Here is a 24,060-nt window from a genome sequence, read left to right as displayed (position 1 = left end):
AAGGTTTAACTGCACCCTGGCTGCTAGCATAGCCCAGAAGAAACAAAAAGTAAGCGATTACCACATTAGCTACAGTCAGGCGGTGTAGCTGGTAGGTGAGTTAGTCATCGAGCGCAACGTCCCCCATGTTGGGCTTAACCTGTTGCTCAGAGTTGCACCAAAAGCGCTTGGAATAGATGAGCGCCTGCGGCGATGCCGAACTCAGAGTTCTAACCAAAACATCCACTGACCACATAAACAAAAAGGCTGTGTCGTAGTTAGCTGCTGAGGTTTATATCAAGCGATTTTGGTGCTTTAGGGGAGGATGTCGCGGTGGCGACGGCACATTCTTGTATGCATTAGGGGGGAGCTTTAACAGCATTAGCAAGAACAACACTAAATTGGTACACAACCAAACAAAAACGCCCCGCACTTTCGTGCGGGGCGTTGTTGTTTATATGGCGGTCAGGGAGAGATTCGAACTCTCGATACGTTGCCGTATACACACTTTCCAGGCGTGCTCCTTCAGCCACTCGGACACCTGACCTTTAAATTGTTCGATGTTTATCGAGTTCTCACTCGAACTGCTGTTGGGCTTGCGCCTCAGCAACGGGGCGTAACTTTACTGTCGGAACGGTAATGGGTCAAGGGCAGATATAGAAGAATATGACCGAACGCCTACACTATCGCCAACTCGTTGAATTAACATGCACCGTAAGTTCCGTTGAGCAAGCCGCCTGCGCAAACATCAATCAGGCTTAAGTAATGGCCGCAAAATTTTCAATTCACCATCGATTGGTTGCTCAATGGTCAAACCTAATATCTGCGCCATTAATGGGTATAGATCAACATTGTCAGCACTATCGACAACCACCTGCGGTTGAAATGCAGGCCCAGAAGCCAGCAACAGGGTATGCATATCAGGGTCTATGTTCGGATCAAAGCCGTGGCCGCCTGCCGGAGCCGGTTTGGCATCACGATAGGTTAAATAGTGGCTATTACTCATCAGCACCGCATCGCCAATCGCACTGTGTTCAGAAAAGTTAAGCTCAGCAGGGATCTCCTCGCGGGTATAGAACTGGCTATCATCAAAGCCATCCAGCACAGAGCGCAATTTCGCTAACTCTGCGGTTTTATCGCCGCCACCTTGATGATAAAACTGAATCAATGAACCATTGCCAATCACTCGAAACGAGGCGCGAGCCTTACGCCATGCTCCCAGCCGTCTATCAATCAACACCTTGGGCATATCAACCAACGAGCGCATACCATGATCTGAAGTGATGATGACATTAACCGCCATCGGTAATGTTTCTATCTCAGCCAATAGTTGACCGATACGCACGTCCAGTTTGCGCAGGGTTTTGCCAGTACGCGGGTGGAACGGTCCATTGCTGTGGCCAACCGAGTCGACCGAAGAAAAATAAACGGAGACATATTGCGGTCGCTCGTTCTCAGGCAACTCAAACCAATCAATCACCTGCTTAATCCGTTTACTACTGCTTACCTTGCTGGAATATTTCTTATAGTAACTCGGGCGTTCGCCAGCGATTTCAGCTTCTGAGCCCGGCCAAAAGTACACCGCTGATTTTAGCCCCTGTTGTTCCGCCAACGACCAAATTGGTACGCCGCCATAGAATTTTCCGTCAGTCACCGTTCTAGCGTCACGCATGTTGTATTCTCGCCCCAGCTCTGGGCTATAAAAACGGTTACCAACAATGCCGTGATGCTGCGGATATAAACCGGTCACCAAGCTATAGTGATTTGGAAAGGTTTTACTAGGATACGCAGGAATGAGGTGCTTCACCTGTGCGCTATGTTGTGCAAACGCCAGCAGGTTAGTGGGTTGATGAACATCGAGGTAATCCCAACGCATACCGTCGATTGATATCACCAGTAGATAAGGTTTCAAATCTTGTGCCGTAGCTGTTACTGGGGTCAATACTGCTACCAGCAGAATAGCTTGGAACACTCTCAACATCGCTTTTAACACTCGTCACCACCACTTTGGTTGCCAATCGATGCTCACAACAGGATCAACTTAACCCAATGTGATTGCAGCTATTGTTACTCAAACATCATCTAGCTATTTACTAAACCTTAGAATAGGACCAAGTTACAAGGTTAAAAATACAAAGGAAACCTCAATGTCTGCATGGAAGCTAAGCATTGCATCGCTGCTGGTTGCAACTCTGGTCTATCTCAGTTCATGGCCAGTGCCAATTAACCCCATGTCATGGCAGCCACCGAGCGATCGGGGCTATCAGGCGCCATTTAGCTCCAACCAACAGCTCGCTGCACTAACAACGATAGCAACACCATTCCCAGGGCCAGAGACCTTAGCTGCAGATAACCGGGGTAAGGTTTACTTCGGCTTAAGCAACGGCGACATTGGTTGCATCATTAATGGCGAGCTGAAGATTGTTAGCAACACCGGAGGTCGGCCACTGGGATTGCAATTCGACCGACATAACAATCTCTACATTGCCGATGCTCACCAAGGTCTATTGCGGTTAGAACCCAATGGCACCTTGACGAAGGTACTGACCGAGGTTGGTGGCCAAGCGCTTATCTACGCCAACTCAGTGGCGATTGCCGCCGATGGCACCCTATATCTTAGTGAATCCACGACCCGACACGCGGCGCAGCAATATGGCACCTATCAAGCCAGCATGATCGACGTTAACGAACATGCGGGCAGCGGTCGAGTCATTCAGTTTGATCCCGTGACAGGGACGGCCACGGTCATCTTAACCGGGCTTAACTTTGCCAACGGCGTAGCATTAGCGGATAACGACCGCAGCCTATTAGTCGCGGAGACTGGACATTATCGAGTATTAAAGCTGCACCTAAAGGGCGATAACCAAGGCCAAGCGGAAGTACTACTCGACAACTTACCGGGCTTTCCCGATAACCTAAGCCGCGCCGATGATGGCACCTATTGGCTCGGGCTGGTCTCACCTCGTAATGCCCTATTGGATTGGTTGGCTAACAAGCCACAGCTCCGAAAAATGATTCAACGACTGCCTGCCACAATTCGGCCGCAAGCGACTCGTTATGGCCATGTGGTTGGTTTTGATCAGCGAGGTCAAATCCGTTTTAACTTACAAGATCCTCAAGGTGGGTATGCCCATGTCACCGGGGCCCTGTTGCAGGGGGATACCCTTTATTTATCAAGCTTGCATCAACCTGCCATCGCCCTACTCCCTTGGCCGCTAATTGCTAATGACTAAGGCGAATGAAATGAAACGACACCACTACAACAGGCGCCAGTAGGGAGTGATTGCTTTGGCTGTGGTTGGCTGAGTGGCTTTAACTGGAGTACCAAGATAAAGAAAGCCAACAATCTCATCCTGTTGTTGCAGCCCGAACGCGTCGCGGACCACATTATCCCGGGCAAAATTTCCGCTACGCCAAACGCCACCCAAGCCAAGTGCTAACGCCATCTGCTGCATCTGCAACAATGCGCAACCAGCCGTAAGGTGCTGTTCTATCGGTGGGACCTTCGGGTGCTCGGTCACCTTAGCGATTACCGTAATCACCATTGGTGCTCGAGTCGGTAACAATCGAGCTCGAGCCAAACTCTCACCACTGTCTCCGCTGGCTTGGGCTGACTCGAAAAAGATCTCACCTAAGCGGTTCAACCCTTCTTCCTGCGCGACCACAAATTCGTACGGTTTAAGCATGGCGTGATCTGGCGCCCGCAACGCCGCCTGCAGAATCAGTTGTAGTTGGTCAGGATTAGGGCCCGGCTCAGTTAATCGAGGCTGAGAGTGACGATTAAGAAGAAGTTGTTGCGCATCCATGGCAGCTCCGGTTTAGATCGAGTTGATTCTCATTTGCCATCTTACCTGACTTTAACGCAGTAGATCAGGTTGTTCCAACTGCAACAACTGCGCTTTTAAAGCGAGCCCACCGGCATAGCCAGTCAAGGTACCGTTGGCACCAATTACTCGGTGACACGGCACCACCACCGCCAGTGGGTTTTTACCGTTAGCCGCACCGAGTGCCCGCACCGCTTTAGGTTTGCCAATCTGGTTGGCAACCTCGCCATAACTGGCAGTCTGCCCATAAGGGATCTCCACCAAGGCGCGCCATACTTGCTGTTGAAATTCAGTCCCTTTAGGCGCGAGCGTTAGCTCGAACTGCTGTCGCTCACCGGCAAAGTATTGGCATAACTGCTGTCGTGCTTGGGCCAGTGCCTGGTCGTTGCGCTGCCAATCCGCTTCGATACGCTGCGGTTGTGCCCCGTGCTGAAAGGCAACCTGTCGCAGCCCTTGTTCATCACCAACAATTAGAACCTTTCCCAATGGGGTTACTAATTCACTATAAAACATCATTACCTTCTACTGTACTGCGCCACAATAAATTAGTGGCATAACTTCGCCAAGGGCGCCATAACTGAGCCACGACTTCTAACTCAGCTGCATCGTTAGCCAATCCCTGCTGTGCCGCTGCTTTACGCAGCACCACATCACCGCTGGGTAAACTATCCGAGTCCATCCCACTACGTAAACGCCAATAAGCTACTGTCCACGGCCCTACTCCCTTAACCGCTAATAATGGTTCGCTCAGCCGTTCAACATCTGGCCAGCGATGGAGATCCCAATCGACTGCCGCGGCAGCAACTCGATAAAGGGTTTGCTTGCGGCTACCGGGTATTCCCAATGGAGCGATATCCAAACTCAGTAATTGTTGCGGCGACGGTAAGCCAAAACCGCCTGCATCAGTGTGGATAGCAACCAGTTTCGATAACAACTTACGCCCTGCTTCGATAGTGACTTGCTGCCCAAGAATCGCTCGCAGTAGCGCTTCCCAACCATCCCAGTATGCCGCTAAACGCAAGCCTGGGTAGGCCTCGACCAACGCCGCCATTGACGGCTGCTTATTCAAATCAGTTGCAATAATCAGCGGGTCAGCATCCAGATCCCACATCCGCCGGAGACGGAGCCGATAATCTGGTAAATGCTGGGGAGCGACTCCAGTCAGGGTGACCAGCAACTGCTGTTCCCCCATCTCAACCATCATGTTTTGTGACGGGCTAAGGCGTTTATGAAATCGGCCATCCTCAACCCACTCAACCCCATCAATCGCTCGAGCTTCGAAAAAACCAAGCAGGTTCTGATAATCAAAGGGCCGGCGAAACGGCAGTCGCAATACCAGCGCACTGCTCTCACTGACATCAGTCTGCTGACGAAAACGGCTTGGTGCCAAGCGATAGTGTTGCACAAAAGCATCATTAAACCGACGCACACTCTGGTAGCCACTGGCGTACGCCACTTCAGTAATAGTTAAACTTGAGTCGGTCAATAGCTGCTTAGCTTGCAATAATCTATGGGTTTGCAGTGCCTGCAAAGGCGATACACCAAGATGTTGCTGAAACAACCGCCGCAGTTGCCGCTCGCTCAAATAGCAGGCTTGGGCTAGCTCCCTTACGCTGGTAACGTCATGGCTGTGCAATAACGTCACCGCGCGGCTAAGTCGAGGTTGATGCTTGCGCCAATCTGCCCCTGGCGGTGCCAACTCAGGGCGGCAGCGTAAGCATGGGCGCAAGCCAGCCTGCTCTGCTTCTGCTGGGGTAGCAAAATAACTGACATTCTTCTCAAGCGGTGGGTGCACAGGGCAAACACTGCGGCAATAGATTTTGGTGCTGTGAACACCGGTAAAAAAGCGCCCGTCGAAACGGGGATCTTTGGCGAGTCGTGCCTGCCGACACTGTTGGGAGGAGAGCGTTAACGTGGTCATGGCTTAAGCATAACCACACTAATTCAAATCAACTAGCCAATTTCGGCCATGACTAATCTGAGCTTGTTATTACTGCTTTCGAGTTAAGTAATAATCCACACTGGTGTACTTGCCACCGCCCATAAAGTACAGCGCAAGTAGCATAACAAAATAGGTAATGGCGAATTCGATACCATTGTTCAACACCACTACACTGCCGGAGCTAGTTAGCCAATCGTAGTTGCCGTTCTCTTGCAAAATGACTTTAGCGCGATCTAGCTTTTCAACCGAGTCGAGTACGCGCTCATTCGCCAACCACGAGCTAGCATCGGCAATCGCTAACCAGCCATTTTGCCAATGCACCGCAAACGCAGCCACCAACATGGTAACCATCATTGGGATCGCCACCAGTCGAGTAAATAGGCCAATCACGAGCAGCGCTCCGCCAAACAATTCAGTACCGGCAGCCAATGCCGTCATCAACTCAGGAAAGGGCAAACCTAAGCCCCAATCTGGGTTACCAAACCACGCCGCGGTGTCTTCAAAGGCACTGAGTTTGTTGTAGCCGGCCTGCATTAACACCGGCGCGAGGTATAACCGTAGTGCCAACGGTGCTAAGCCTTCAGCCACTTGGGTTTGAGAAAAAAAACGGTGCCACAATTGGGTAATTGCTGTCATTTCGAGAAATCCTTTGTACTCAACTTAAAGCAATAGACCGAGCCGCTGTCGGTTTTATTGCGCCCGTTGCAGATATATAAAGTCCTCTCGTAGTGAATCGAGGTCCTCTACTAACCGCTTTAGTTGTTTATTGCTGAGCGAACTGTGCATATCCGCTAGATAAACCACCAACAATTGTCGATTAAAGTCGAGAATCTTTTTATGTTCTAGCGACTTAAGCTCATCGTAATCAATCAATAATAACCGCAAGCGTTGCGCTAACTTTTCACTATCAGCCCGCTCTGTTAAGCCCAAAATCAACAGTTGCATGTAACGGTCGCGATAGCTAAACCACTCTTTGAGTGAACGATGGCGACTGTCGTTGAACTGTTCAATCAGTTGCTGTTGTTGCTCGCTCAAACGGCCGATGCGTTTCTTCATCCCCTTCTTCATCGATTTATTGGATTTTTCGATCCGCTCGTCGATGGTGAGATCTTGATACTCCTGCCGCAACTCATCCTCTTCATCTTGGGCAGTGTCGATGATCTGCTGCACCTGTTCATCGGTCAGATCTTGTAGCGCAGGGATAACATCAGGAACGAGGTGTTGGTATAGGCGATTCCAGTGCTCTTCGAATCGGTCGAGTTGGCTCTGTACTCGTTCAGGCGTCATCGGTTGCTCTAACGCCGCTTCAAGATCATCAATGTGTTGTACGTATTGGGGCAGCTCATTAACTCGGTGCCATGCTAAGGTTGACTCAATCAGTTGATCCAGCGCCTTAGTTTGATCACGGCTTAAATCGACATAATCATCAACTTCCCAAGGCACAATCCAATCCATCCAGTTATAGACAAATCGAGCCGAGCATCCGGCAAGGAAAATCAACAAAATGGCTACTATTAGTCCGCGCTGCACATAATCTCCTTAGTATCAGCCCAAGGCCAATATCAGCTAACCATATTCAAGCTAAGCCAATCCTTGCTGTTTTTACACCATTTATTTATCGCGACTGTATCTGAATGTGTCCCGACTTGATGGAGTTGCGCCAATGACCAAGCGCAGTTAGTCAGGTGCCACAGCGCGGTCGCCGCTCGCAAAGCTCGCTGTTCGTTAGCTGTGTATGGCAATTGACGCAGAGCATAGTACTCAACAACGAATTGCTGTTGCTGCTCAATTGGTAACTGTGCACGTGCCACCGCGACATCAAACAGTGGATGGCCAAATGAGGCATACTCGAAATCGATGGCGAGATAATGTTGTTGCCGCTCAAGGATATTGCCTGCGTGAAGATCATGATGACAAAAACAGGGGGCTAGCTCACTGCGGTATAGTTGTTGTTGCCACTGTTGCTGTAGCGCCAGCCACTGAGCTAAAGGGGCACTACTCACGCCGCTAAGGTAGCGCTCTATCTGATCGCAATAGCTTATTGGTGGCGTTATCGGGGCTAATTGGTGCAACCTATTAAGTAACCGCAGCAACGGGGCTGACTCTAGTTTGTTAGGGTTAGAACCGCCAAGTTCGCTGATGCAAAAGCCGTTATCAGCTGACCAATAATGTAACTCTGGTGCAAGGCCAGCGGCAGCAGCCAAGTACCATTGTTCTCGCTCTTGAATTCTATCAACCACAGCAGCAGCGGCATGCAACCGCAGCACCCATTGACGGCCATCGGCGGTAACCAAAAACAATTGGTTTACGGTGGCACCGTTAAGCGGTTCGATATGTTGCAACGGGATATGTGGCATCGCTTGATGCCACATCATTTTAGGCTGGGTTAAGTTGACCGTCATTCGGCTGGTTTTGCTGTTGTTCTAACTGTTGCTGCCACTGGCGATAAGCGATGTATGCCAGCACCACATAGGCGACAAACAAGGCAGAAGTAAGCATTAATCCTTTGTTGAAATAGAGGTAGATAGAGACTAAGTCGATCACCACCCAATACAACCAATTCTCAACCACTTTCTTCGCCAACATCCAGGTGCCAACCACGGCAAAACAGGTGGTTTGCGCATCAAGATAGGCAAAATCAGCGGAGGTTTGAGTCGCCATAACGTAACCCAAGCCAATGCCTAGCAGTGCGGTGGTACCAATAACACTAAGGTGTTTGTTAACACTCCAGCGGATCAATGGGGTACCTTCGCCCCGATTACCACCAAAACGCCATTGATAAAAACCAACAGCGGCCATCACTAGATAGAAAATGCTCAGTGCAGACTCCATCAACAGGCTTACATGCCAAAACAGGACAATGTATATCGTGGTACTTATGGCCGCAGCAGCCCAACACCACAGACTTTGTTTCATGGCTAACAAGAGATAAGCAATTGCTAGCACCACCGCTACCGCTTCCCAACCGGTCATGATAGCGGCATCTGCCAAGATGCCGCTTAACCAATCACTCACTGTGGTCAAGATTAACCCCGCCAGGAATAAACTTGCAGACAAACACACCACGGCCCCACTGCTGATGAGCCGCTTTCATCTCGGTTGCCAACAACGCCATCACCACGTCGTAATCGCCGCCAAGCTGGGTGCTCATGCCGTTGGTAAGTCGTTGTACGTCTGGGTAGGCGTCAACACGATCGATAAACCACTTAATGATCTCTAAGTAGTTATCCTGCAATGGGTAAAGGCTAATTTCGACACTTAACTGCATAGTCGCTTTCCTTACATGAAGTGGTAGTTAAAGGTTACGCCAAGTTGCTGCGGATCACCGTAGCGAATGTACTGTTTGTCGGCCCAACCGAGATCCGGTTCATTGCCGAAGTAGAAGCCGCGGACGCCATACTCTTCATCGGTAAGGTTACGTCCCCAGACGTACACCGACCAGTCGCTTGCTTCGTAGCCTACTTTAGCATCAAGTACTTGGTAGGAGTCAGAAGTGGAGTCATTGGTGTCTGAGTAATAAAACTCATCTTTACCACTCAGGTTTACATTGGCAAACCAACCTTGATCGTTACGGTAGGTCGCGCCAATAGCAAACTGGTAATTCGGCGCATGAGCCAAGTCACGACCAGATAGGTCACGAGATTCAGTTTCACTCAGCTGAACCACGTAATCATCGTATTCGGTCTCTAGCCACCCCGCGCTGCCATGCAGTTCCAAGTTACGATGCAGTTGATAGCTCAGCTCAATCTCAGCACCGTAGTTACTCGAATCGGTGGCGTTATTGGTATAAAGAATGAAGCGCTGCGGATCCTCTGGGTCTTGAATTGATGCTTCAACCTGTTGGTCTTTCCGGTCCATATAGAACAGTGAAACATTGCTACGTAGATCGCCATCGAGCCAAGTGCTCTTTAGGCCAATTTCGTAGTTATAGAGAGTTTCAGAGTCGTACTCGGTATTGGTGGTCAAATAGTCCGGTAGGCCCATATTAAAGCCACCGGCTTTATAGCCACGAGCCACTCGAACGTAGCTGTTGTGTTGATCGTTCCAGCGATAAGTCGCCGAGATATGACCACCCCACATGTCTTCATCTGGCGCAAAGTCTTCACCGGAATCATCTTTATATTCAACGTCTCGATGTTCGAAACGCAACCCAAAAGAGAGTAACCATTTGCCCAGTTCACTATCTAACTGACCAAATATTGCAACGCTTTCCGATTCAAAATCGGACTTTAACATCTCATCAGTAAAGCCATTGTAGAAGCTTTCAAGATCGTTAGTCTCGCGCAGGCGACTGCCGTAGATGCCAACTAACCAGTCGGTGCTGCCGGCAAAGATCCGCCCTGCTTCTTCCGAACTCAAACGGATCTCTTGGCTTAAGGTGTCACGCTGCTGATCTTTCGCCCAAGTGTAATCATATTGGCACGCTTCAGTGCCGCCAGCATAATCATCACACTCTTTGCCGCTCCAATAGTCTGGGTTAGACCAGTCACCATCAAATGAGTTAGTTGCGTGGGTATTAGTCCAACTGGTAATGGTACGCAGCGACATCTTGTCATTAACACCAAAGCGCATATTGAGCGAGGCACCGTTCGTGCGCTGCGAGTCTTCACCAGGCTCGTCGCTCGAACTATTGTAACCATTGTTGTCCAAGGTCCAAGTATCGTAGCCATTGTCGAGATTGGCATGAAGGAAGGTCAGCTTGGCATCAAAACTGTCTGTCGGCTGCCATAACAACTTGGTACGGAAGGTCAATTCATCGCGCTTGTTGGTGTCGTCTTTGCCTAGGTATTGGTTATCGCGAAAGCCATCTTGCTGGTTGAGGTGAAACACGGTCCGAGCGCTAAGGCTATCGGTCAAGGCACCAGAAACGTAACCACCGTAGGTTTGCTGACTGTCTTCTGCCAAGGTGACGCTGATACCCGACTCTACCGCTTCGGTTGGGTCTTGGCTTTTCACATAGATAAGACCAGCCAGTGCGTTGGCACCATATTGAGTGCCTTGCGGGCCGCGCAACACTTCAACCTGCTCGAGATCGTACAGGCTCGCCGCCATGCCCAACCCGGATAAGTCGATATCATCAACAATAAAGCCAACGGAGCTATTCGGTGCCCCTTGATATTCCTCTTGCTCACCAACACCGCGGATCTGGAAGTAACGCGGACGCGAGGTAGCGCCAGACCAGTTAAGGTTGGGGATATTATCGAGGATCTGTTCAAAGTGCTCACCGCCTTCATCTTGAAGCTGAACTTCGTCGATAACAGTGGCAGAACCAGGCAGCTGGTTTAGTTCGATGTTACGCAGATCTGCGGTAACAGTAATGGTTTCAATCGGTTGTTCTTGGGCGATGGCCAATGAAGAAACTACAGCCAAAGCAATAATAGAGCGTCGCATGTTATAACATCCACTTGTTAACAAAACGTGCGATCGGACAGAGCAGTGAGGGTAAAGAATTGAGCGGATCTGTGCTGCATTTGCGGCAACCGTAATGCAACTAAAATCAGCAGCCATTCCTACGCCGGTACTATCCGGATCAGGTTCTACGGGTTCCCGCTAATGCGGATCTCAGTCAGCAATCAGTTAATCTGCTGTGCACACCCCGTGGCAGCGGCAAGTATATAGATAAGATGTGATCTGGAGCAATATTTGTTTGGCTATTATCAAGCTTTAGATACAACAAACCCCGCATATCAGCGGGGTTGGTCTTGACCGTGATGGTTAAGCTAAGCGAATGGCGCTTACTTTTCCCACAGTTTTGGCATGGTTTCACCAAGGTAGATATCGTGTGCCACCATCGCCCACAAGGCGAATGCTCCGACAGTCATAACGGAAATAACCACTGCCATATTTGGGGTATCTAGCAACATTGGCGAGAATTCAATAACTTGTTCGATCATGGTTTTGCTCCGATTAACTAGGTGGCGGCCCGCACCTAACTATCTTCCATGAGGCCGAAAACATTGTTCATATTTTAATGGTCTGACCTGAACCAAACCTGAATATGGTCAATACTTCGGCAACTATCGACTTAAGCTGTGATCCTAACCTAACTCTCTTTAGCTATTGTGATTACTCATCTGTTGCTGGACGAACAACCAGCTCAAAACTGATAGCCCCAGCATTATTCGCCGTTGCCTGTAGCGCTCGTTGTTCACCACCGTGAAGGTTTAGTGGCACCCAATTGCTGCTGTCAACTTCGATTGGAAAGCCCTCAACATCGAAAAAGGTAAACTTGTACTGCCAGTAGCGATCGGTGCTGGTGGTCGAGATAATCAACGCGCTGCCCTGCAGCATACCGCCGACATTACGTTGCTTTACCTCTGCCAAGGTAATGTCATCGGCAACCGCGTAGGAGTCGACTCGCACCTCTGTAGTGTCGGAGCGAACTGCGATCCCAGCGGTTTGCGAACTGCAGCCGCCAATGACCAACAATAACCCTAAAATTAGTGCTCTCATCTGTCGCTCCTCATGATGTAGTTGCCTCGCTATTCCAATAAAAAATGAGCCCGTGCTGTTGCTATCGGTTGCTTACGGCTACTTTGCCAAATACTGATATTAACGTTAGCTACCCGCCGGCCTTGTCGAGTAATAATGCACTCACAAAAGGTATCTCTCAGTAACCCAGCCCGAAGGTAATCTATCGAAAAATCAACAATCTTCGGTACCCTTGGGGTTTGCATCATTACCATCAATTGAATAATGGCCGACATTTCCATAAACCCTGCCATTACGCCGCCATGCAATGCCGGTAACATCGGATTACCGATGTTCTCCTCCTTTGCCGGCAGACGAAATACCATTTCGTCACCATAGCGCTCACACTCCATGCCAATAAACTGAGCATAGGGAACCAATTGCAACAATGCGTCAAAATCTTTGCTGGTCGCCGCCTGCTGTAACTTCTGTTTAAAGTCCATCTAGCCGCCTTCCATATCTTTGCGAAACTGCTCCGTCACCAGCTCAGGGCCAATACGCATAAATGAGCCCACCGCTTGAGCCACCGGATTGTTAATATCGTCCTGATACACAATGGCGCGAACGAAGGCGATGGCACTGGTGAGCTTGTGGCACTCAGCGTAACAAAACACCGGTTGCTCTGGTTTGGCCGCCATCATGTAATCGACACGAAGATCCAAGGTTGGACTGAGTTCGACATTACCGGTCGCATGGCGCAGAGCACAGACCACCACCGCACCACAGGCGGTGTCCGCTAAAGTGGTAATCACGCCACCATGAATTACGCCAGTATCGGGATAGCCAATAATCCGGGTTTGATACGGCAGTTCCAAAATGATGTGGCGTTCACTGGCTTCAACGGTGCGGATCCCTAAGGTTCGACACTGCGCTAATTGATCAACAAATCGTTGCGCATAGCCTGTTAGCGGTATCTCACCGCGATTGGGTAATGCCATAGCTGCAGTTACACCGCCAGCATTGGGCCTAGTGGCTGACCACCGACCAAATGCATATGGATATGGTAAACCTCTTGGCCGCCATGTTTATTACAGTTAACGATAAGGCGATAGCCGTCTTCATCAATCCCTTTGGCTTTAGCGATCTTCGCCGCAGCGGTAAACATACGCCCAAGTGTTGGCTCATGCTCTGCGGTGATGTCGTTACACGTAGGGATAACAATGTTTGGGATAATCAGCACATGCGTTGGTGTGCGGGGGCTAATATCGGTAAATGCGGTAACTAGTTCGTCTTGGTAAACGATGTCTGCTGGGATTTCGCCACGGATAATCTTTGAAAAAATGGTCTCTTCAGCCACGTGCTATTCCTTAGTAAGGGAGAGAATTGCTGCAAGTATACGAATCCTAGCGCCATAGGAGAAATCGCTGTCGATAATTGCTGCCAAAATAGAACCACAGGTGGTTGAATTACTGACAAAACCGTAAAGATAAGCCTACAATCGAGCCACAAACAACACTAAGAAGTTCTAACGAATGATTCAATATCAGATCCAACCGATTGATCCCCTCGCCCACCTATTTGCTGTCGAAATTACCACTGACCAAGCATTACCACTGCAACAATTTAACCTACCAGCTTGGTTACCAGGCAGCTACATGGTGCGTGATTTTGCCCGTCATATCATCGATATCAATGCCGAAGACGAAGCCGGCAATGCGGTTGAATTAGTGCAAACCGATAAACAAAGCTGGCAAGCACAGAATCAGACTCAACAGCTCACTGTTCGATATCAGGTGTACGCTTGGGATCTATCCGTTCGCGGCGCCCATTTGGATCAAACTCACGGCTTCTTTAATGGCTCAGCTACCTTCCTCGCATTAGTTGGCCAAGAAGACAAGCCTGTATCAGTGCAGTTGCTTGCTCCGGCAGGCGAGCAATATCAAGCATGGCGCGTTGCTACGGCGATGACACTTGATGGCGCGCAAACATACCAATATGGCCAGTACCGTGCTAACGACTACGCTGAACTTATTGATCATCCAGTAGAGATGGGTGAGTTTACTCTGGCGACATTTGAAGCCGGCGGTGTGCCCCATGATTTGGTGTTAACTGGGCAGCATTGGGCCGATACCGATCGCATCTGCGCCGATCTGAAGAAAATTTGTGAAGTTCAAATCGAGATGTTTGGGGGCGCACCTTACGAGCGTTACCTGTTTATGACGCAGGTGGTCGGTGATGGCTTTGGTGGCCTCGAACATCGTGCTTCGACCGCCCTAGTATGTGGCCGTAATGATCTACCGAGTGTCCACGAAACAGAACAAAGCGACGGCTACCGCACCTTTTTGTCGCTATGCAGCCACGAGTATTTCCACAACTGGAACGTCAAACGAATTAAGCCTGCTGAGTTTACCCCATATAACCTAAGCGAAGAGACCTACACCACGCAGCTGTGGGCTTATGAAGGGATCACCTCTTACTACGACGACCTAATTGTGTATCGTGCTGGCTGCATCGACACCGCTACCTATTTGGATCAGCTGGCCCATGGCATGACTCGAGTAACCCGCGCCGCTGGTCGTTTTAAGCAGACCTTACGTGAGTCGAGCTTCAACGCTTGGACGAAGTTCTATAAGCAAGATGAAAACGCCCAAAACGCGATTGTCAGCTACTACACTAAGGGCGCCATGTTCGCACTGTTGCTAGATTTGACACTACGCCACGAAACCGAAGGCAAGCACAGTCTCGATTGCGTCATGAAACGTCTATGGCAAGATTTTGGCGCCAAAGGCATTGGTACCAACAACGACAGCCATCAGCACATTGTGGCAGAGTTACTTGGCCGCGACGTCAGCGATCTGTTCGCTTGGCTCGACCGCACCGACGACCTGCCACTGGCTGAGATGTTAGCAACGTTCGGTTGCGACATGACGTTGCGTAACAGCGCCAGCAATACCGATAAAGGCGGCCGCAGTAAAACAACCTGCGATATCGACTTTGGTGCGCGCTATAAGTCGGTCAGCGGGGGCGTCTCGATTATCAACGTCCGCAACGGTAGCAGTGCTCAACAAGCCGGCTTAGCCGCAGGCGATAAACTGATTGCCATCAACAATCTGCAAGCCAACACCAATATTGAAAAGCAGCTCGAGAAATATGGCATCGAGCAAACGGTTCAACTGCACTGGTTCCGTCGTGACGAATTGATGCAAGGAGAGCTTGCGCTAAAGGCGGCCTCGCCAGATACTGTGGTTATTGTTGAAACTGACAGCACCTTGGTCAAAAATTGGCTCTAGGACGACCATTTCGATTTGCTCCCGTTGCGGGTAATGGAGAAACAGATGTTAAACACTGACCAGACTCTTGAATCATTATTAAAGACTCGCTTTGAAGACGCTAAGTCAATCGCTGAGTTGCGTGAACGTCTTCGAGATATCGAAGAAGAGATCCATTTGGTGTTTGCTGAACAGCTCTCCATTTTTGCTGACAAGGAAAAAAGCGAACAGGATCACCACACCTACTGAGTTCAGTTCTACCACTGAACTTAGATAGGTAGAGCGCTGAGAATCCCGCCAACCAAAATTTTAAAAGGGCGAGAGGTATTCCCTCTCGCCCTTTTTCCTGCGCTATTGGGTGTGCGCTTAACGCTACTCAATAAGAGCGCGAATCGCTTGGTTACAGCTGATGGCTGCTCGTTCCATCCCGTCAATCTTAACCGACAGATCCCGTAGTAAACCATCTGCTAGGTCGTAGACTAAACCGTGGATCTTTACTTCCTGACCTCGGGCCCAAGCTGATTCGATCACTGTGGTTTGACAGGTATTCATCACCTGCGCAATCACATTCAATTCACACAGACGACGAAAGCGTTGTTCCTCTGGTAACAGGTCAAGTGCGCCGCTGTGGCTTTCATAAACTTCTTTAACCGAGCGGAGCCAGTTGTCTGCAAGCCCAAGACGTTGCCCATCCAGTGTAGCTTTGACGCCACCGCAGCCGTAATGACCGACGATCAGGATATGCTTAACTTTAAGCACTTCAACAGCGTATTGCAGTACTGAGAGGACGTTCAAGTCATGGTGATTAACCACATTGGCTATGTTGCGGTGAACAAACACCTCACCTGGCTCCAGATCGATGATCTGATTTGCAGGTACGCGACTGTCTGAGCAACCAATCCAAAGATACTCTGGCGATTGTTGTTGCGCCAAATTGGTGAAAAATTCAGGTTTTTCGGTGGTGACACGCTTTGCCCAATCACGGTTGCGGTCCATCAAATGTTGTAATTCAGCCATAACTCTTTCAACTATCCCACTAATTCTACTAGTTTACCCCAGTTCATTAAGCGAAGTGGTAAGTGCACTTGTCTGGGCCTGTTTAGCGCTGTTTTTAACAGCAGAATCGACATGAGCTTCTAATTCCAATCGATTACGGCCACTATTTTTGGCTCGATACAGCGCTTGATCGGCAATAAATACCCAATCATCGTAACTATTGGACAAGCCAGCATCAGCAATAATCGCACCGATACTAACGGATACTGTTAACTGCATTCCATCCGCTAGCGTTACCAAGCTACGGTGCTGCACAGCAAGTCGCAACTGTTCAAGCTGAAGCTGCGCCGTCTCAATCGTCATGTGCGGCAGCAACAACAAAAACTCTTCGCCTCCATATCGCACCACCAAATCGTTCTCTCGACTAAAGTGCGTTTGGATAACCGCAGCCAACGCTTTAAGACAATCGTCTCCGACAAGGTGGCCATGATTATCATTAACCCGCTTGAAGTGATCTACGTCGATCATCGCTAATAGCAATGGCTGGTCAGAGCGCAAACTGTACTGACGGTATGATTCAAAACGATCGTTAAAGTGACGGCGATTGTAGACACCAGTCAAGCCATCGCGCAGCGCTAGTCTGGCTAATTTGGTGTTCGCTGCCGCTAGTTCAGCAGTACGCTTAGCCACCTTATCTTCTAATTGTTCTTGGTATTGAGCAATCGACTGGCGTTGATATTTTAACTCCCGATGCAACAGCAAAATCTCTCTCGCTGACCCCAAAGGCAAACGACGCATCGAGTCCGCCGCTTGGTATGGCAATGCCAACTGCTTGGTAAGCATCTCTAATGGTTTAGTCAAATGGCGGCTGAGCTTGCGGGTTAGCATAGTCGACACAACCGAACCGACAATGAGGATCAACAGGCCAATGAGGAACTGTTGTTCTGCTCGTTCAATTACCGGCTTATAAGCGGTTAATACGTGTAAGGTCCACCCCTGCGTCAACGACGTAGTTTGCTCAAAGAAATCGTCATGCTGATTGAGTTTGACCAAATTAACGGCGGCTGAATCCGTTGGCTGCTGGGCGCTGATTTTTAATGGGCTAAGCGGCTCAATGTTCAACCCCTTCGAAGCAATAACAACTTGGTCATCACTATCGGTTATGACCAAGCGCAAGTGACCATCGAGATCCAATTGCGAGCGCAGATATTGCACGTTAATAGTGGCTTCAATAACCCCATCGGCATTCCCTAATGGATCGAACCACGGCGCAGTAGCAACAACCACGTAACCGCCGTTATCTTCACCGCTATACTGCGCACCAGTGAGTTGGGTTTTATGAATAGCAAAGTTGTTGGCTAAATAGCTGTATTGGCGCACCGCAAATTGCGGCGAATGGTCAAGGTAACTGCGGGGAGTTGCTGCGACAACAGATCCATCATTTTTTGCGACTAAAATGCTTGAAAACCCTTGGTATTGTTGATGCAGCTCCGCAACGGCATCTTGGCGAACCGCGGTTTCGGTTGGCATCCATTTGCCCGCAATCTCAATCGCATCAACGTAGCGGTTGATGATTTGCTCAAGATCGTCACTCACTCGAACACTAGCGCTATCCATTTGTTGAAATAGCAGTTCTTGTTGAGTACGGATCAGATAGCAACTCGAGAGCAAGAGTGACACCATTAACGACAAGCTAATTAAGATAACTACGCCATAACTCAGCTTGTCACGAAAATCTCGATTCACCACCTCCTGATCGCTTACCCCCTGCAACCACCATTTAGGCATCAACATTAAAATAACGCTCGCTATGGCGGTATAAAGTACACCGTTGAATCCCTGTTTAACTACGCTAAACAGCATATACTGGTTTGGATAAGGGCTGAGGCTGAACAGCAAGTAGGCCAGTGGCATGCCTAGCAACGTCCAGTAGATTAGATCGGCATAAAGAAGAAATTGGCCACGGCGACGAAGCTCATTAACAAACAGCGCTTCTAAACCAAACAAGAAGTAGCTAATCGGCTGGCCGAAGCTAAAGTAGAGCCCAGAAACGGTCAGTAACATACACCACAACAGCGGTCCTCGCCCTAACCGGGCCGAGGCGATCAATATCGCAGCATTACCGAGAATAAGATGAACGTTGGCAAACAGCGGAATAGGAAACAGGTTAACCAGCAACCCAATACAGCCCAGTAGTGTTGCTGCTAAATAACAGTACAACCGTTGCTTACTTGCTGTTCTGTCTTGTCGCTGGGATGCAAACACTGTTATCTAAGCGCTCCGTGCTTATTTATTTGATCTTATGATTTTAACAATTTTTACGTCACTCTATTTAGTCACGAGCCAACTTTGTGAAAGATAACGACTTTTACTCCATTAGTGAATTTAATTTCAGCGTAACTGCTGGTTAAATAGCAAAAACGCAGCCACAGCTGCGTTTAGGTAGAAGCACTATCGACAGTAGACTACGGCGCTAGGCGATCCACTTGCCAAGCGGCGCCTGTTTTTTGATACAGAAAGCGATCGTGTAAGCGCTTAGCGCCCCCTTGCCAGAACTCAAAGCTGTCGGGTTTGACCCGATAACCGCCCCAAAAATCTGGCAGAGGGATCTCGCCTTTGGCGAATTTATCCTTCATCTTCATGAAACTACCCTCTAACACTGACCGTGCCGACAGCTTGCTGCTTTGGTTAGAAGCCCACGCGCCCAATTGGCTGTCTCGTGGTCGGGACGCGAAATACTTCAGCGCCTCCATATTGGAGAGACGTTCTGCCCGACCAGTGATGTGCACTTGGCGCTCGAGATCGTGCCACGGAAACAACATGCCGACTTGGTTATTTTCAGCAATGTGCTGCGACTTGCGACTACCTAAGTTGGTGTAGAACACAAAGCCGTCTTCATCGAACTGTTTCAGCAGTACAATCCGTTGAAACGGTTGGCCGTTTTGATCCACTGTGGCCAATACCATCGAGGTCGGATCCATCAACTCGGCCTTATAGGCTTGATCCATCCAACGCTCAAACAGCGCCAGCGGTTGTTGAGGTAGCTCACTACTGCGCAATCCGCCTTGCAAATACTCGCGGCGAATGTCGGTTAAATCTCTCACCTTGTACTCCTTTATCTAACTGCAATCTCAGTGTACCGCAAACCAACCTCGGTCAAAGTCGATTGGGTAGCAAATTCCGCTCGCGCCGATATTGTTCCGGCGACATGCCACCATGACGACGGAATTGAGCAATAAACGCAGACGAGGTACTAAAGCCCAAATTGAGTGCAACCTCTTTAATCGGGAGCCCCTGACGGAGCATGCCTATGGCAGTTAAGAATCGCAGTCTAGAACGCCATTCAACAAAGCTCATCTGCAGCTGCTTTTGAAATCGACGGGCTAAAGTACGTTCGGTGGTGTGACGGTATGCCGCCCATGCCGACAAGGTTCTATTGTTATCAGGCTCGCGCTCTAAGGTGCTGAGGATAGGTTCGAGCATGGCATCCTTCGACCACGGCAAATAGACCGGTTCGGCCTCCGATTGCAACAACTGATCCAACAGTACTTGCCCCAGGCGAAGGTCCGCATCGGTTTGCGGCGCTGCAACACCACGCTCACCTAAATCCGCCAATACAGCTCGCAATAACGGGGTCATCTTAATCATGCACGGTTTGGAGGGCATTAGCTTCGACCAAGCGACTGAGATAAACACCGCACGATAGGCTACGTGACGACGGCTGTAACTGGAATGGGTGGTGTTTGGTGGAATCCAAATGGCGTATTGTGGTGGCGACAGCATCAAACTGTCGTTGATAGTGAACTCCAACACTCCACTTTCAACAACGTTGAGCTGCCCCCACGGATGCTGATGAGCTGAGAACTGAGTCTCTGGGGCGTAATTTTCACGGAGCAGATAGATCCCTTCCGATTGAGTGTCAAACGGCAGTGGGTATCGATACTGTTCAGCGGCGGTGTCTTGACTCAATTGCATAATGTCCGTTTTGCGTTATCTTAGCCATACGGGACACTAGTATAATGATGACTTAATTCGTAGCTAGTGGTATCAGCTCCAAATGAACTCCTATTTTCTCTACCCTCTGCTTGCTGTTTGTCTCTGGGGTGGAAATAACATTATTGGCAAAATGTCGGTCGGCGTTATCGAACCAACCGCTATCTCATTCGCCCGTTGGCTATTAGCCGGGCTGATATTGACCCCATTCGTTGCTCCCGGTGTGTGGAAGCAACGTCAATTGATCCGATCATTACTGCCGAAGCTCGCCGTACTTGCCCTGTTAGGCATCGTAGTTTTCCAAACCTTAGCCTATATGGCAGCACAAACAACCAGCGCCACCAACATGGGGCTAATTGGCGCACTAGTGCCGCTGCTAACCTTGCTACTGAGTGTGCCACTGATGCGGGAAACCCCAACCGTTGGTACAGCTATCGGTGCGGTGGTTTCAATCCTTGGGCTGGTGCTGCTGTTAACCAATGGCCATCCGCTATCGATTATCGACCAAGGAATTAACCACGGCGATGGACTGCTGCTTATCGGCGCCAGTGCCTATGCGCTCTATGGGGTGATGCTCAAGCGCTGGACGATCCCACTGACACTATGGCAGTCACTGTACATGCAGATTATGTTGGGCGTGATATGGCAGCTGCCGCTCTATCTTTTCGGCCCAAGCCAAGAGATCAGCGCTGAAGCGATCCCACTTATCATCTACGCTGGCATTGCAGGTTCACTGTGTGCCACCTACAGCTGGTTGGTCGGTATTACTCATTTAGGTGCAAGCCGCACTACCATGTTCATGAATCTAGTCCCGCTAATCACCTGCGTGTTAGCAGCCTTTTGGTTGGGTGAGCAGCTCCACAATGCGCAAATCGTTGGCGGTGGATTGATCCTAATGGGGGTGGTGTTATCACAGCGCTTGACCAAGCCGCTGTTTCACCTCACCCCTCGTCCTGCTTAGATTGTTTAAGCCTGCTGGTACAGTGCTAACACCGCACCAGCAGGATCTTCAATCACCGCAAACTGGTCTTCCCCCATCGCCTTCGGCGCCACTAAGATCTTTCCACCAAGAGCAGACACGGTCGCTACGCTTGTAGCCAAATCAGCCACCGCTACGTACAGCAACCACTGCGGCGGTATTGCCGCATTCTCTCCTTGGTTATGACAGATCCCCGCCTTCATCTCGTCAGCAACCATCATGCCGTGGTCGCTATAGTCACCCATTGGTACCGCTTTCTTTTCCCAACCTACAACTTGGGCATAAAAATCAGCAACCCCATCGGCATTAGCCACTGTGAGATCTTGCCACAGAAACTCACCTACCTTCGCTTTGGTCATTCCCAATTCCTCATGGTCAATTAACACTCTCGATGAGAACAAATAATTTACTCATTCACTCAGTTATGTGGTTGAACAACACATGGTTACAAAATGCATAACACAATCGTTACCTATCCTTTTGACCGTTGATACTCCCATCGGTACTATCGTGTCAAAATAACGTCAAGCCATAGGGACAAGTGGATGAAAAAAATCGTATTAACCGGCCTGTGTGCCTCCGCCATTGCATTGGCGGGTTGCAGCCAAATGACCGCTTCAACAGCGGAAACCAGCGCGACGGCGCAAGCGGTGCAACAGGCACTCAGCTCTGGTATCGATCAAAGCACCTTCGATTACGCCGTCCGTCCTCAGGATGATTTCTATAATTACGTCAACGGCACTTGGTTGAAAAACAACGAAGTACCGGCGGATCGCACTAGCACAGGTGTGTTCTACGATCTACGCGATAAAGCCGATAAAGACGTTAAGAACATCATTAATGAACTGGCCGGGAAAACAGACCTAGTCGAAGGCAGTGATGAACAAAAGGTTGCCGCACTGTACAACTCGGTGATGGACACCGACACCATTAATGCCTTGGGCCTCAAGCCTATTCAGGCTGAGCTAGATAACATTGCTGGCATCAATGACTTCAGCGAGTTAGCAGCCTACTTTGGCCACGCAGCCAAAATCGGCATCAACAGTCCGTTTGTGCCTTACGTCTCTATCGACGCCAAGAATTCCACCACCTACGCGGCGCACATCTGGCAATCCGGTTTGTCATTGCCAGATCGTGATTACTACTTCAAGGACGATGAGCGCTCAAGCAAGTTGCGTGCGGACTACCAAGCCCATATCGAAAACATGTTTGCGTTAGCCAATCTGCCTAATCCTAGTGAAGCCGCAGTACAAATTTTGGCAATCGAAACTGCCTTAGCGGAACACCACAATACCAATGTTGAAAACCGCGACAGCGAAAAGCGTTACAACAAATTTGCTACCGCTGAGTTATCGGAACTGAATGGCAAGTTTGATTGGACTGCATACATGGCTGCAGTAGGTGTAGCGGATGTTGATTACGTCATCATTAACCAACCTAACTACATCAAAGCGCTAGCCGCTGTGATGGAAAGCTTTAGCGTTGAAGAGTGGAAGACCTACCAAACTTGGCATGCGTTGAACGCCTATTCGCCGCTACTGAGCAGTGACATTGAAGCGGAGCACTTCGATTTCTTCTCGCGCAAACTGCAAGGTCAGCAAGAGATGAAGCCCCGTTGGAAGACCGCTGTTGATATCGTCAACAGTGATCTGGGTGAGGTGGTTGGTAAGGTTTACGTTAAGCGTCACTTTACCCCTGAAGCCAAGGCTCGTATGACCGTGCTGGTTGAAAACCTTCGTACCGCCTACGGCCAGTCAATTGATGAATTGACCTGGATGGGTGACGAAACCAAGCAGAAAGCCAAAGCAAAATTGGCAGCCTTTACCCCTAAAATTGGTTATCCAGACAAGTGGGAAGACTACAGTAAACTCGAGGTTAAAGCCGACGATTTGGTTGGTAACCGTATGCGCTCCGGCATACTGGTGCACGAGCGTGAAGTCGCTAAGATCGGTGGCCCAATCCATACGTGGGAATGGCACATGACCCCACAAACGGTTAACGCTTATTACAACCCACCGTCAAATGAGATTGTATTCCCAGCCGCGATTCTACAGCCTCCATTCTTCAATATGGATGCTGATGACGCAGTTAACTATGGCGGTATCGGTGCAGTAATCGGCCACGAAATGGGCCACGGCTTTGATGACCAAGGCTCCCGTTACGATGGCGATGGCAACCTCAATAACTGGTGGACCGACGAAGATTTAGCGGCTTTCAAAGGCTTAGGTAATGCGCTTATTGCCCAATACGACGCCTTTGAAGTGTTTGACGATCTTAACGTTAATGGCAAGCTTACCTTAGGCGAGAATATCGGTGATCTTTCTGGTGTTACCATCGGCTACAAGGCCTACCACTATTCGCTAGAAGACAAGCCAGCTCCGGTTATTGATGGCATGACTGGCGATCAACGCTTCTTCATTGGCTTCACTCAAATCTGGCGTGCAAAGTACAAAGAGGAATCTCTCCGTAACCGTGTCGCCACTGACCCGCATTCACCTGCTCATTTCCGTGCCAACGGTCCTTTGGCTAACGTCGATGAGTTTTACCAAGCCTTTGACGTTAGCAAAGGCGACAAGATGTACATCGAGCCAGCTGAACGCGTGAAGATCTGGTAAGACAAAACATTTATAATCAAACCCCTGCCACTGTGTAGGGGTTTTTCATTTG

Annotated in this window: 25 protein-coding genes, 1 tRNA gene and 1 riboswitch; of the genes, 5 read left to right on the top strand and 21 right to left on the bottom strand. The window is 49.5% G+C overall.

The window, feature by feature from the left end; genetic code table 11:
• Positions 1–438 precede the first annotated feature (438 nt).
• Positions 439–526, bottom strand: a tRNA-Ser gene (locus tag HER31_RS04065).
• A gap of 201 nt (positions 527–727) precedes the next feature.
• Positions 728–1,960 (bottom strand): alkaline phosphatase family protein, encoded by a 1,233-nt coding sequence (locus HER31_RS04060; RefSeq protein ID WP_168659398.1) that lies wholly within the window; start codon positions 1,958–1,960, stop codon positions 728–730.
• Positions 1,961–2,126: 166 nt separating this feature from the next.
• Between HER31_RS04060 and HER31_RS04055 the strand changes: the two genes are divergently transcribed.
• Positions 2,127–3,212 (top strand): SMP-30/gluconolactonase/LRE family protein, encoded by a 1,086-nt coding sequence (locus tag HER31_RS04055; RefSeq protein ID WP_168659397.1) that lies wholly within the window; start codon positions 2,127–2,129, stop codon positions 3,210–3,212.
• Between the two features lie 24 nt (positions 3,213–3,236).
• Here HER31_RS04055 and HER31_RS04050 read toward each other — a convergent pair whose 3' ends face one another.
• From HER31_RS04050 to hinT, 14 genes are all read right to left on the bottom strand, one after another.
• Positions 3,237–3,785, bottom strand: a complete 549-nt coding sequence (locus tag HER31_RS04050) for an NAD(P)H nitroreductase (RefSeq protein ID WP_168659396.1) — start codon at positions 3,783–3,785, stop codon at positions 3,237–3,239.
• A 51-nt stretch (positions 3,786–3,836) separates the two neighbouring features.
• Positions 3,837–4,316, bottom strand: a complete 480-nt coding sequence (locus tag HER31_RS04045; RefSeq protein WP_275060714.1) for a methylated-DNA--[protein]-cysteine S-methyltransferase — start codon at positions 4,314–4,316, stop codon at positions 3,837–3,839.
• Positions 4,306–5,724, bottom strand: coding sequence for a DNA-3-methyladenine glycosylase 2 family protein (locus HER31_RS04040; RefSeq protein WP_168659394.1), 1,419 nt, complete (start codon positions 5,722–5,724; stop codon positions 4,306–4,308). The genes HER31_RS04045 and HER31_RS04040 overlap by 11 nt, the downstream gene beginning before the upstream one ends.
• 69 nt (positions 5,725–5,793) lie before the next feature.
• Positions 5,794–6,381: an HvfX family Cu-binding RiPP maturation protein gene (locus HER31_RS04035; protein ID WP_168659393.1), complete on the bottom strand. Its 588-nt coding sequence runs from the start codon at positions 6,379–6,381 to the stop codon at positions 5,794–5,796.
• Positions 6,382–6,435: 54 nt separating this feature from the next.
• On the bottom strand, positions 6,436–7,275 hold the full coding sequence (locus HER31_RS04030; RefSeq protein WP_168659392.1) for a DUF6279 family lipoprotein: 840 nt from the start codon (positions 7,273–7,275) through the stop codon (positions 6,436–6,438).
• A gap of 32 nt (positions 7,276–7,307) precedes the next feature.
• Entirely contained in the window at positions 7,308–8,147 is an 840-nt protein-coding gene (locus HER31_RS04025; RefSeq protein ID WP_168659391.1) for a phosphotransferase, read from the bottom strand.
• Entirely contained in the window at positions 8,122–8,784 is a 663-nt protein-coding gene (gene pnuC / locus HER31_RS04020) for a nicotinamide riboside transporter PnuC (RefSeq protein ID WP_420811015.1), read from the bottom strand. Before pnuC ends, HER31_RS04025 begins: the two co-directional genes overlap by 26 nt.
• Positions 8,753–9,013, bottom strand: coding sequence for a YkoF family thiamine/hydroxymethylpyrimidine-binding protein (locus HER31_RS04015; protein WP_168659390.1), 261 nt, complete (start codon positions 9,011–9,013; stop codon positions 8,753–8,755). The genes pnuC and HER31_RS04015 overlap by 32 nt, the downstream gene beginning before the upstream one ends.
• Before the next feature lie 11 nt (positions 9,014–9,024).
• The gene (locus HER31_RS04010) at positions 9,025–11,136 is read right to left on the bottom strand and encodes a TonB-dependent receptor (RefSeq protein WP_168659389.1); all 2,112 of its coding nucleotides are present in this window, start codon (positions 11,134–11,136) and stop codon (positions 9,025–9,027) included.
• 99 nt (positions 11,137–11,235) lie between these two features.
• Positions 11,236–11,354, bottom strand: a riboswitch (TPP riboswitch).
• 126 nt (positions 11,355–11,480) lie between these two features.
• Positions 11,481–11,639, bottom strand: coding sequence for a hypothetical protein (locus HER31_RS04005; protein WP_168659388.1), 159 nt, complete (start codon positions 11,637–11,639; stop codon positions 11,481–11,483).
• 172 nt (positions 11,640–11,811) lie between these two features.
• The gene (locus HER31_RS04000; protein WP_168659387.1) at positions 11,812–12,198 is read right to left on the bottom strand and encodes a DUF1425 domain-containing protein; all 387 of its coding nucleotides are present in this window, start codon (positions 12,196–12,198) and stop codon (positions 11,812–11,814) included.
• Positions 12,199–12,227: 29 nt separating this feature from the next.
• A complete protein-coding gene (locus tag HER31_RS03995) occupies positions 12,228–12,659 on the bottom strand; it encodes a PaaI family thioesterase (RefSeq protein ID WP_168659386.1) in 432 nt (143 codons plus the stop codon).
• Entirely contained in the window at positions 12,660–13,154 is a 495-nt protein-coding gene (locus HER31_RS03990) for a PaaI family thioesterase (protein ID WP_168659385.1), read from the bottom strand.
• An 8-nt stretch (positions 13,155–13,162) separates the two neighbouring features.
• A complete protein-coding gene (hinT, locus tag HER31_RS03985) occupies positions 13,163–13,513 on the bottom strand; it encodes a purine nucleoside phosphoramidase (protein WP_168659384.1) in 351 nt (116 codons plus the stop codon).
• 175 nt (positions 13,514–13,688) lie between these two features.
• On the opposite strand from hinT, the gene HER31_RS03980 reads away from it, so the two are divergent.
• Together HER31_RS03980 and HER31_RS03975 are read left to right on the top strand one after the other, a co-directional pair.
• Complete coding sequence (locus tag HER31_RS03980) at positions 13,689–15,446, top strand: M61 family metallopeptidase (protein WP_168659383.1); 1,758 nt, start codon at positions 13,689–13,691, stop codon at positions 15,444–15,446.
• 45 nt (positions 15,447–15,491) lie between these two features.
• Positions 15,492–15,674 (top strand): hypothetical protein, encoded by a 183-nt coding sequence (locus HER31_RS03975; RefSeq protein WP_168659382.1) that lies wholly within the window; start codon positions 15,492–15,494, stop codon positions 15,672–15,674.
• Between the two features lie 123 nt (positions 15,675–15,797).
• Here the strand turns inward: HER31_RS03975 and can are convergent, their stop codons facing one another.
• The 4 genes from can to HER31_RS03955 all read right to left on the bottom strand — a co-directional run bounded on the left by can (position 15,798) and on the right by HER31_RS03955 (position 20,396).
• A complete protein-coding gene (gene can, locus HER31_RS03970; RefSeq protein WP_168659381.1) occupies positions 15,798–16,442 on the bottom strand; it encodes a carbonate dehydratase in 645 nt (214 codons plus the stop codon).
• A 33-nt stretch (positions 16,443–16,475) separates the two neighbouring features.
• The gene (locus HER31_RS03965; protein ID WP_168659380.1) at positions 16,476–18,686 is read right to left on the bottom strand and encodes a sensor domain-containing diguanylate cyclase; all 2,211 of its coding nucleotides are present in this window, start codon (positions 18,684–18,686) and stop codon (positions 16,476–16,478) included.
• 200 nt (positions 18,687–18,886) lie between these two features.
• Complete coding sequence (gene pdxH, locus HER31_RS03960) at positions 18,887–19,525, bottom strand: pyridoxamine 5'-phosphate oxidase (RefSeq protein ID WP_168659379.1); 639 nt, start codon at positions 19,523–19,525, stop codon at positions 18,887–18,889.
• Positions 19,526–19,577: 52 nt separating this feature from the next.
• Entirely contained in the window at positions 19,578–20,396 is an 819-nt protein-coding gene (locus HER31_RS03955) for an AraC family transcriptional regulator (RefSeq protein WP_168659378.1), read from the bottom strand.
• An 82-nt stretch (positions 20,397–20,478) separates the two neighbouring features.
• Here HER31_RS03955 and HER31_RS03950 point away from each other — a divergent pair, with 82 nt between their 5' ends.
• On the top strand, positions 20,479–21,375 hold the full coding sequence (locus HER31_RS03950; protein WP_168659377.1) for a DMT family transporter: 897 nt from the start codon (positions 20,479–20,481) through the stop codon (positions 21,373–21,375).
• Between the two features lie 5 nt (positions 21,376–21,380).
• Here the strand turns inward: HER31_RS03950 and HER31_RS03945 are convergent, their stop codons facing one another.
• Entirely contained in the window at positions 21,381–21,752 is a 372-nt protein-coding gene (locus HER31_RS03945) for a VOC family protein (protein ID WP_168659376.1), read from the bottom strand.
• 186 nt (positions 21,753–21,938) lie between these two features.
• On the opposite strand from HER31_RS03945, the gene HER31_RS03940 reads away from it, so the two are divergent.
• Complete coding sequence (locus HER31_RS03940) at positions 21,939–24,008, top strand: M13 family metallopeptidase (RefSeq protein WP_168659375.1); 2,070 nt, start codon at positions 21,939–21,941, stop codon at positions 24,006–24,008.
• Positions 24,009–24,060: the final 52 nt, after the last annotated feature.

The sequence above is a fragment of the Ferrimonas lipolytica genome, from assembly GCF_012295575.1.
In the GTDB taxonomy this organism is placed as follows: Bacteria; Pseudomonadota; Gammaproteobacteria; order Enterobacterales; family Shewanellaceae; genus Ferrimonas; species Ferrimonas lipolytica.
Note: the sequence above shows the minus strand (reverse complement) of the source record. Positions and strands in the feature narration are given on the sequence as shown.

Coding starts and splice junctions, on each gene's coding strand:
- HER31_RS04060 (WP_168659398.1), bottom strand. CDS start 1,960: ATGTTGAGAGTGTTCCAAGCTATTCTGCTGGTAGCAGTATTGACCCCA.
- HER31_RS04055 (WP_168659397.1), top strand. CDS start 2,127: ATGTCTGCATGGAAGCTAAGCATTGCATCGCTGCTGGTTGCAACTCTG.
- HER31_RS04050 (WP_168659396.1), bottom strand. CDS start 3,785: ATGGATGCGCAACAACTTCTTCTTAATCGTCACTCTCAGCCTCGATTA.
- HER31_RS04045 (WP_275060714.1), bottom strand. CDS start 4,316: ATGTTTTATAGTGAATTAGTAACCCCATTGGGAAAGGTTCTAATTGTT.
- HER31_RS04040 (WP_168659394.1), bottom strand. CDS start 5,724: ATGACCACGTTAACGCTCTCCTCCCAACAGTGTCGGCAGGCACGACTC.
- HER31_RS04035 (WP_168659393.1), bottom strand. CDS start 6,381: ATGACAGCAATTACCCAATTGTGGCACCGTTTTTTTTCTCAAACCCAA.
- HER31_RS04025 (WP_168659391.1), bottom strand. CDS start 8,147: ATGACGGTCAACTTAACCCAGCCTAAAATGATGTGGCATCAAGCGATG.
- HER31_RS04015 (WP_168659390.1), bottom strand. CDS start 9,013: ATGCAGTTAAGTGTCGAAATTAGCCTTTACCCATTGCAGGATAACTAC.
- HER31_RS04010 (WP_168659389.1), bottom strand. CDS start 11,136: ATGCGACGCTCTATTATTGCTTTGGCTGTAGTTTCTTCATTGGCCATC.
- HER31_RS04005 (WP_168659388.1), bottom strand. CDS start 11,639: ATGATCGAACAAGTTATTGAATTCTCGCCAATGTTGCTAGATACCCCA.
- HER31_RS04000 (WP_168659387.1), bottom strand. CDS start 12,198: ATGAGAGCACTAATTTTAGGGTTATTGTTGGTCATTGGCGGCTGCAGT.
- HER31_RS03995 (WP_168659386.1), bottom strand. CDS start 12,659: ATGGACTTTAAACAGAAGTTACAGCAGGCGGCGACCAGCAAAGATTTT.
- HER31_RS03990 (WP_168659385.1), bottom strand. CDS start 13,154: ATGGCATTACCCAATCGCGGTGAGATACCGCTAACAGGCTATGCGCAA.
- HER31_RS03980 (WP_168659383.1), top strand. CDS start 13,689: ATGATTCAATATCAGATCCAACCGATTGATCCCCTCGCCCACCTATTT.
- HER31_RS03975 (WP_168659382.1), top strand. CDS start 15,492: ATGTTAAACACTGACCAGACTCTTGAATCATTATTAAAGACTCGCTTT.
- can (WP_168659381.1), bottom strand. CDS start 16,442: ATGGCTGAATTACAACATTTGATGGACCGCAACCGTGATTGGGCAAAG.
- HER31_RS03955 (WP_168659378.1), bottom strand. CDS start 20,396: ATGCAATTGAGTCAAGACACCGCCGCTGAACAGTATCGATACCCACTG.
- HER31_RS03950 (WP_168659377.1), top strand. CDS start 20,479: ATGAACTCCTATTTTCTCTACCCTCTGCTTGCTGTTTGTCTCTGGGGT.
- HER31_RS03945 (WP_168659376.1), bottom strand. CDS start 21,752: ATGACCAAAGCGAAGGTAGGTGAGTTTCTGTGGCAAGATCTCACAGTG.
- HER31_RS03940 (WP_168659375.1), top strand. CDS start 21,939: ATGAAAAAAATCGTATTAACCGGCCTGTGTGCCTCCGCCATTGCATTG.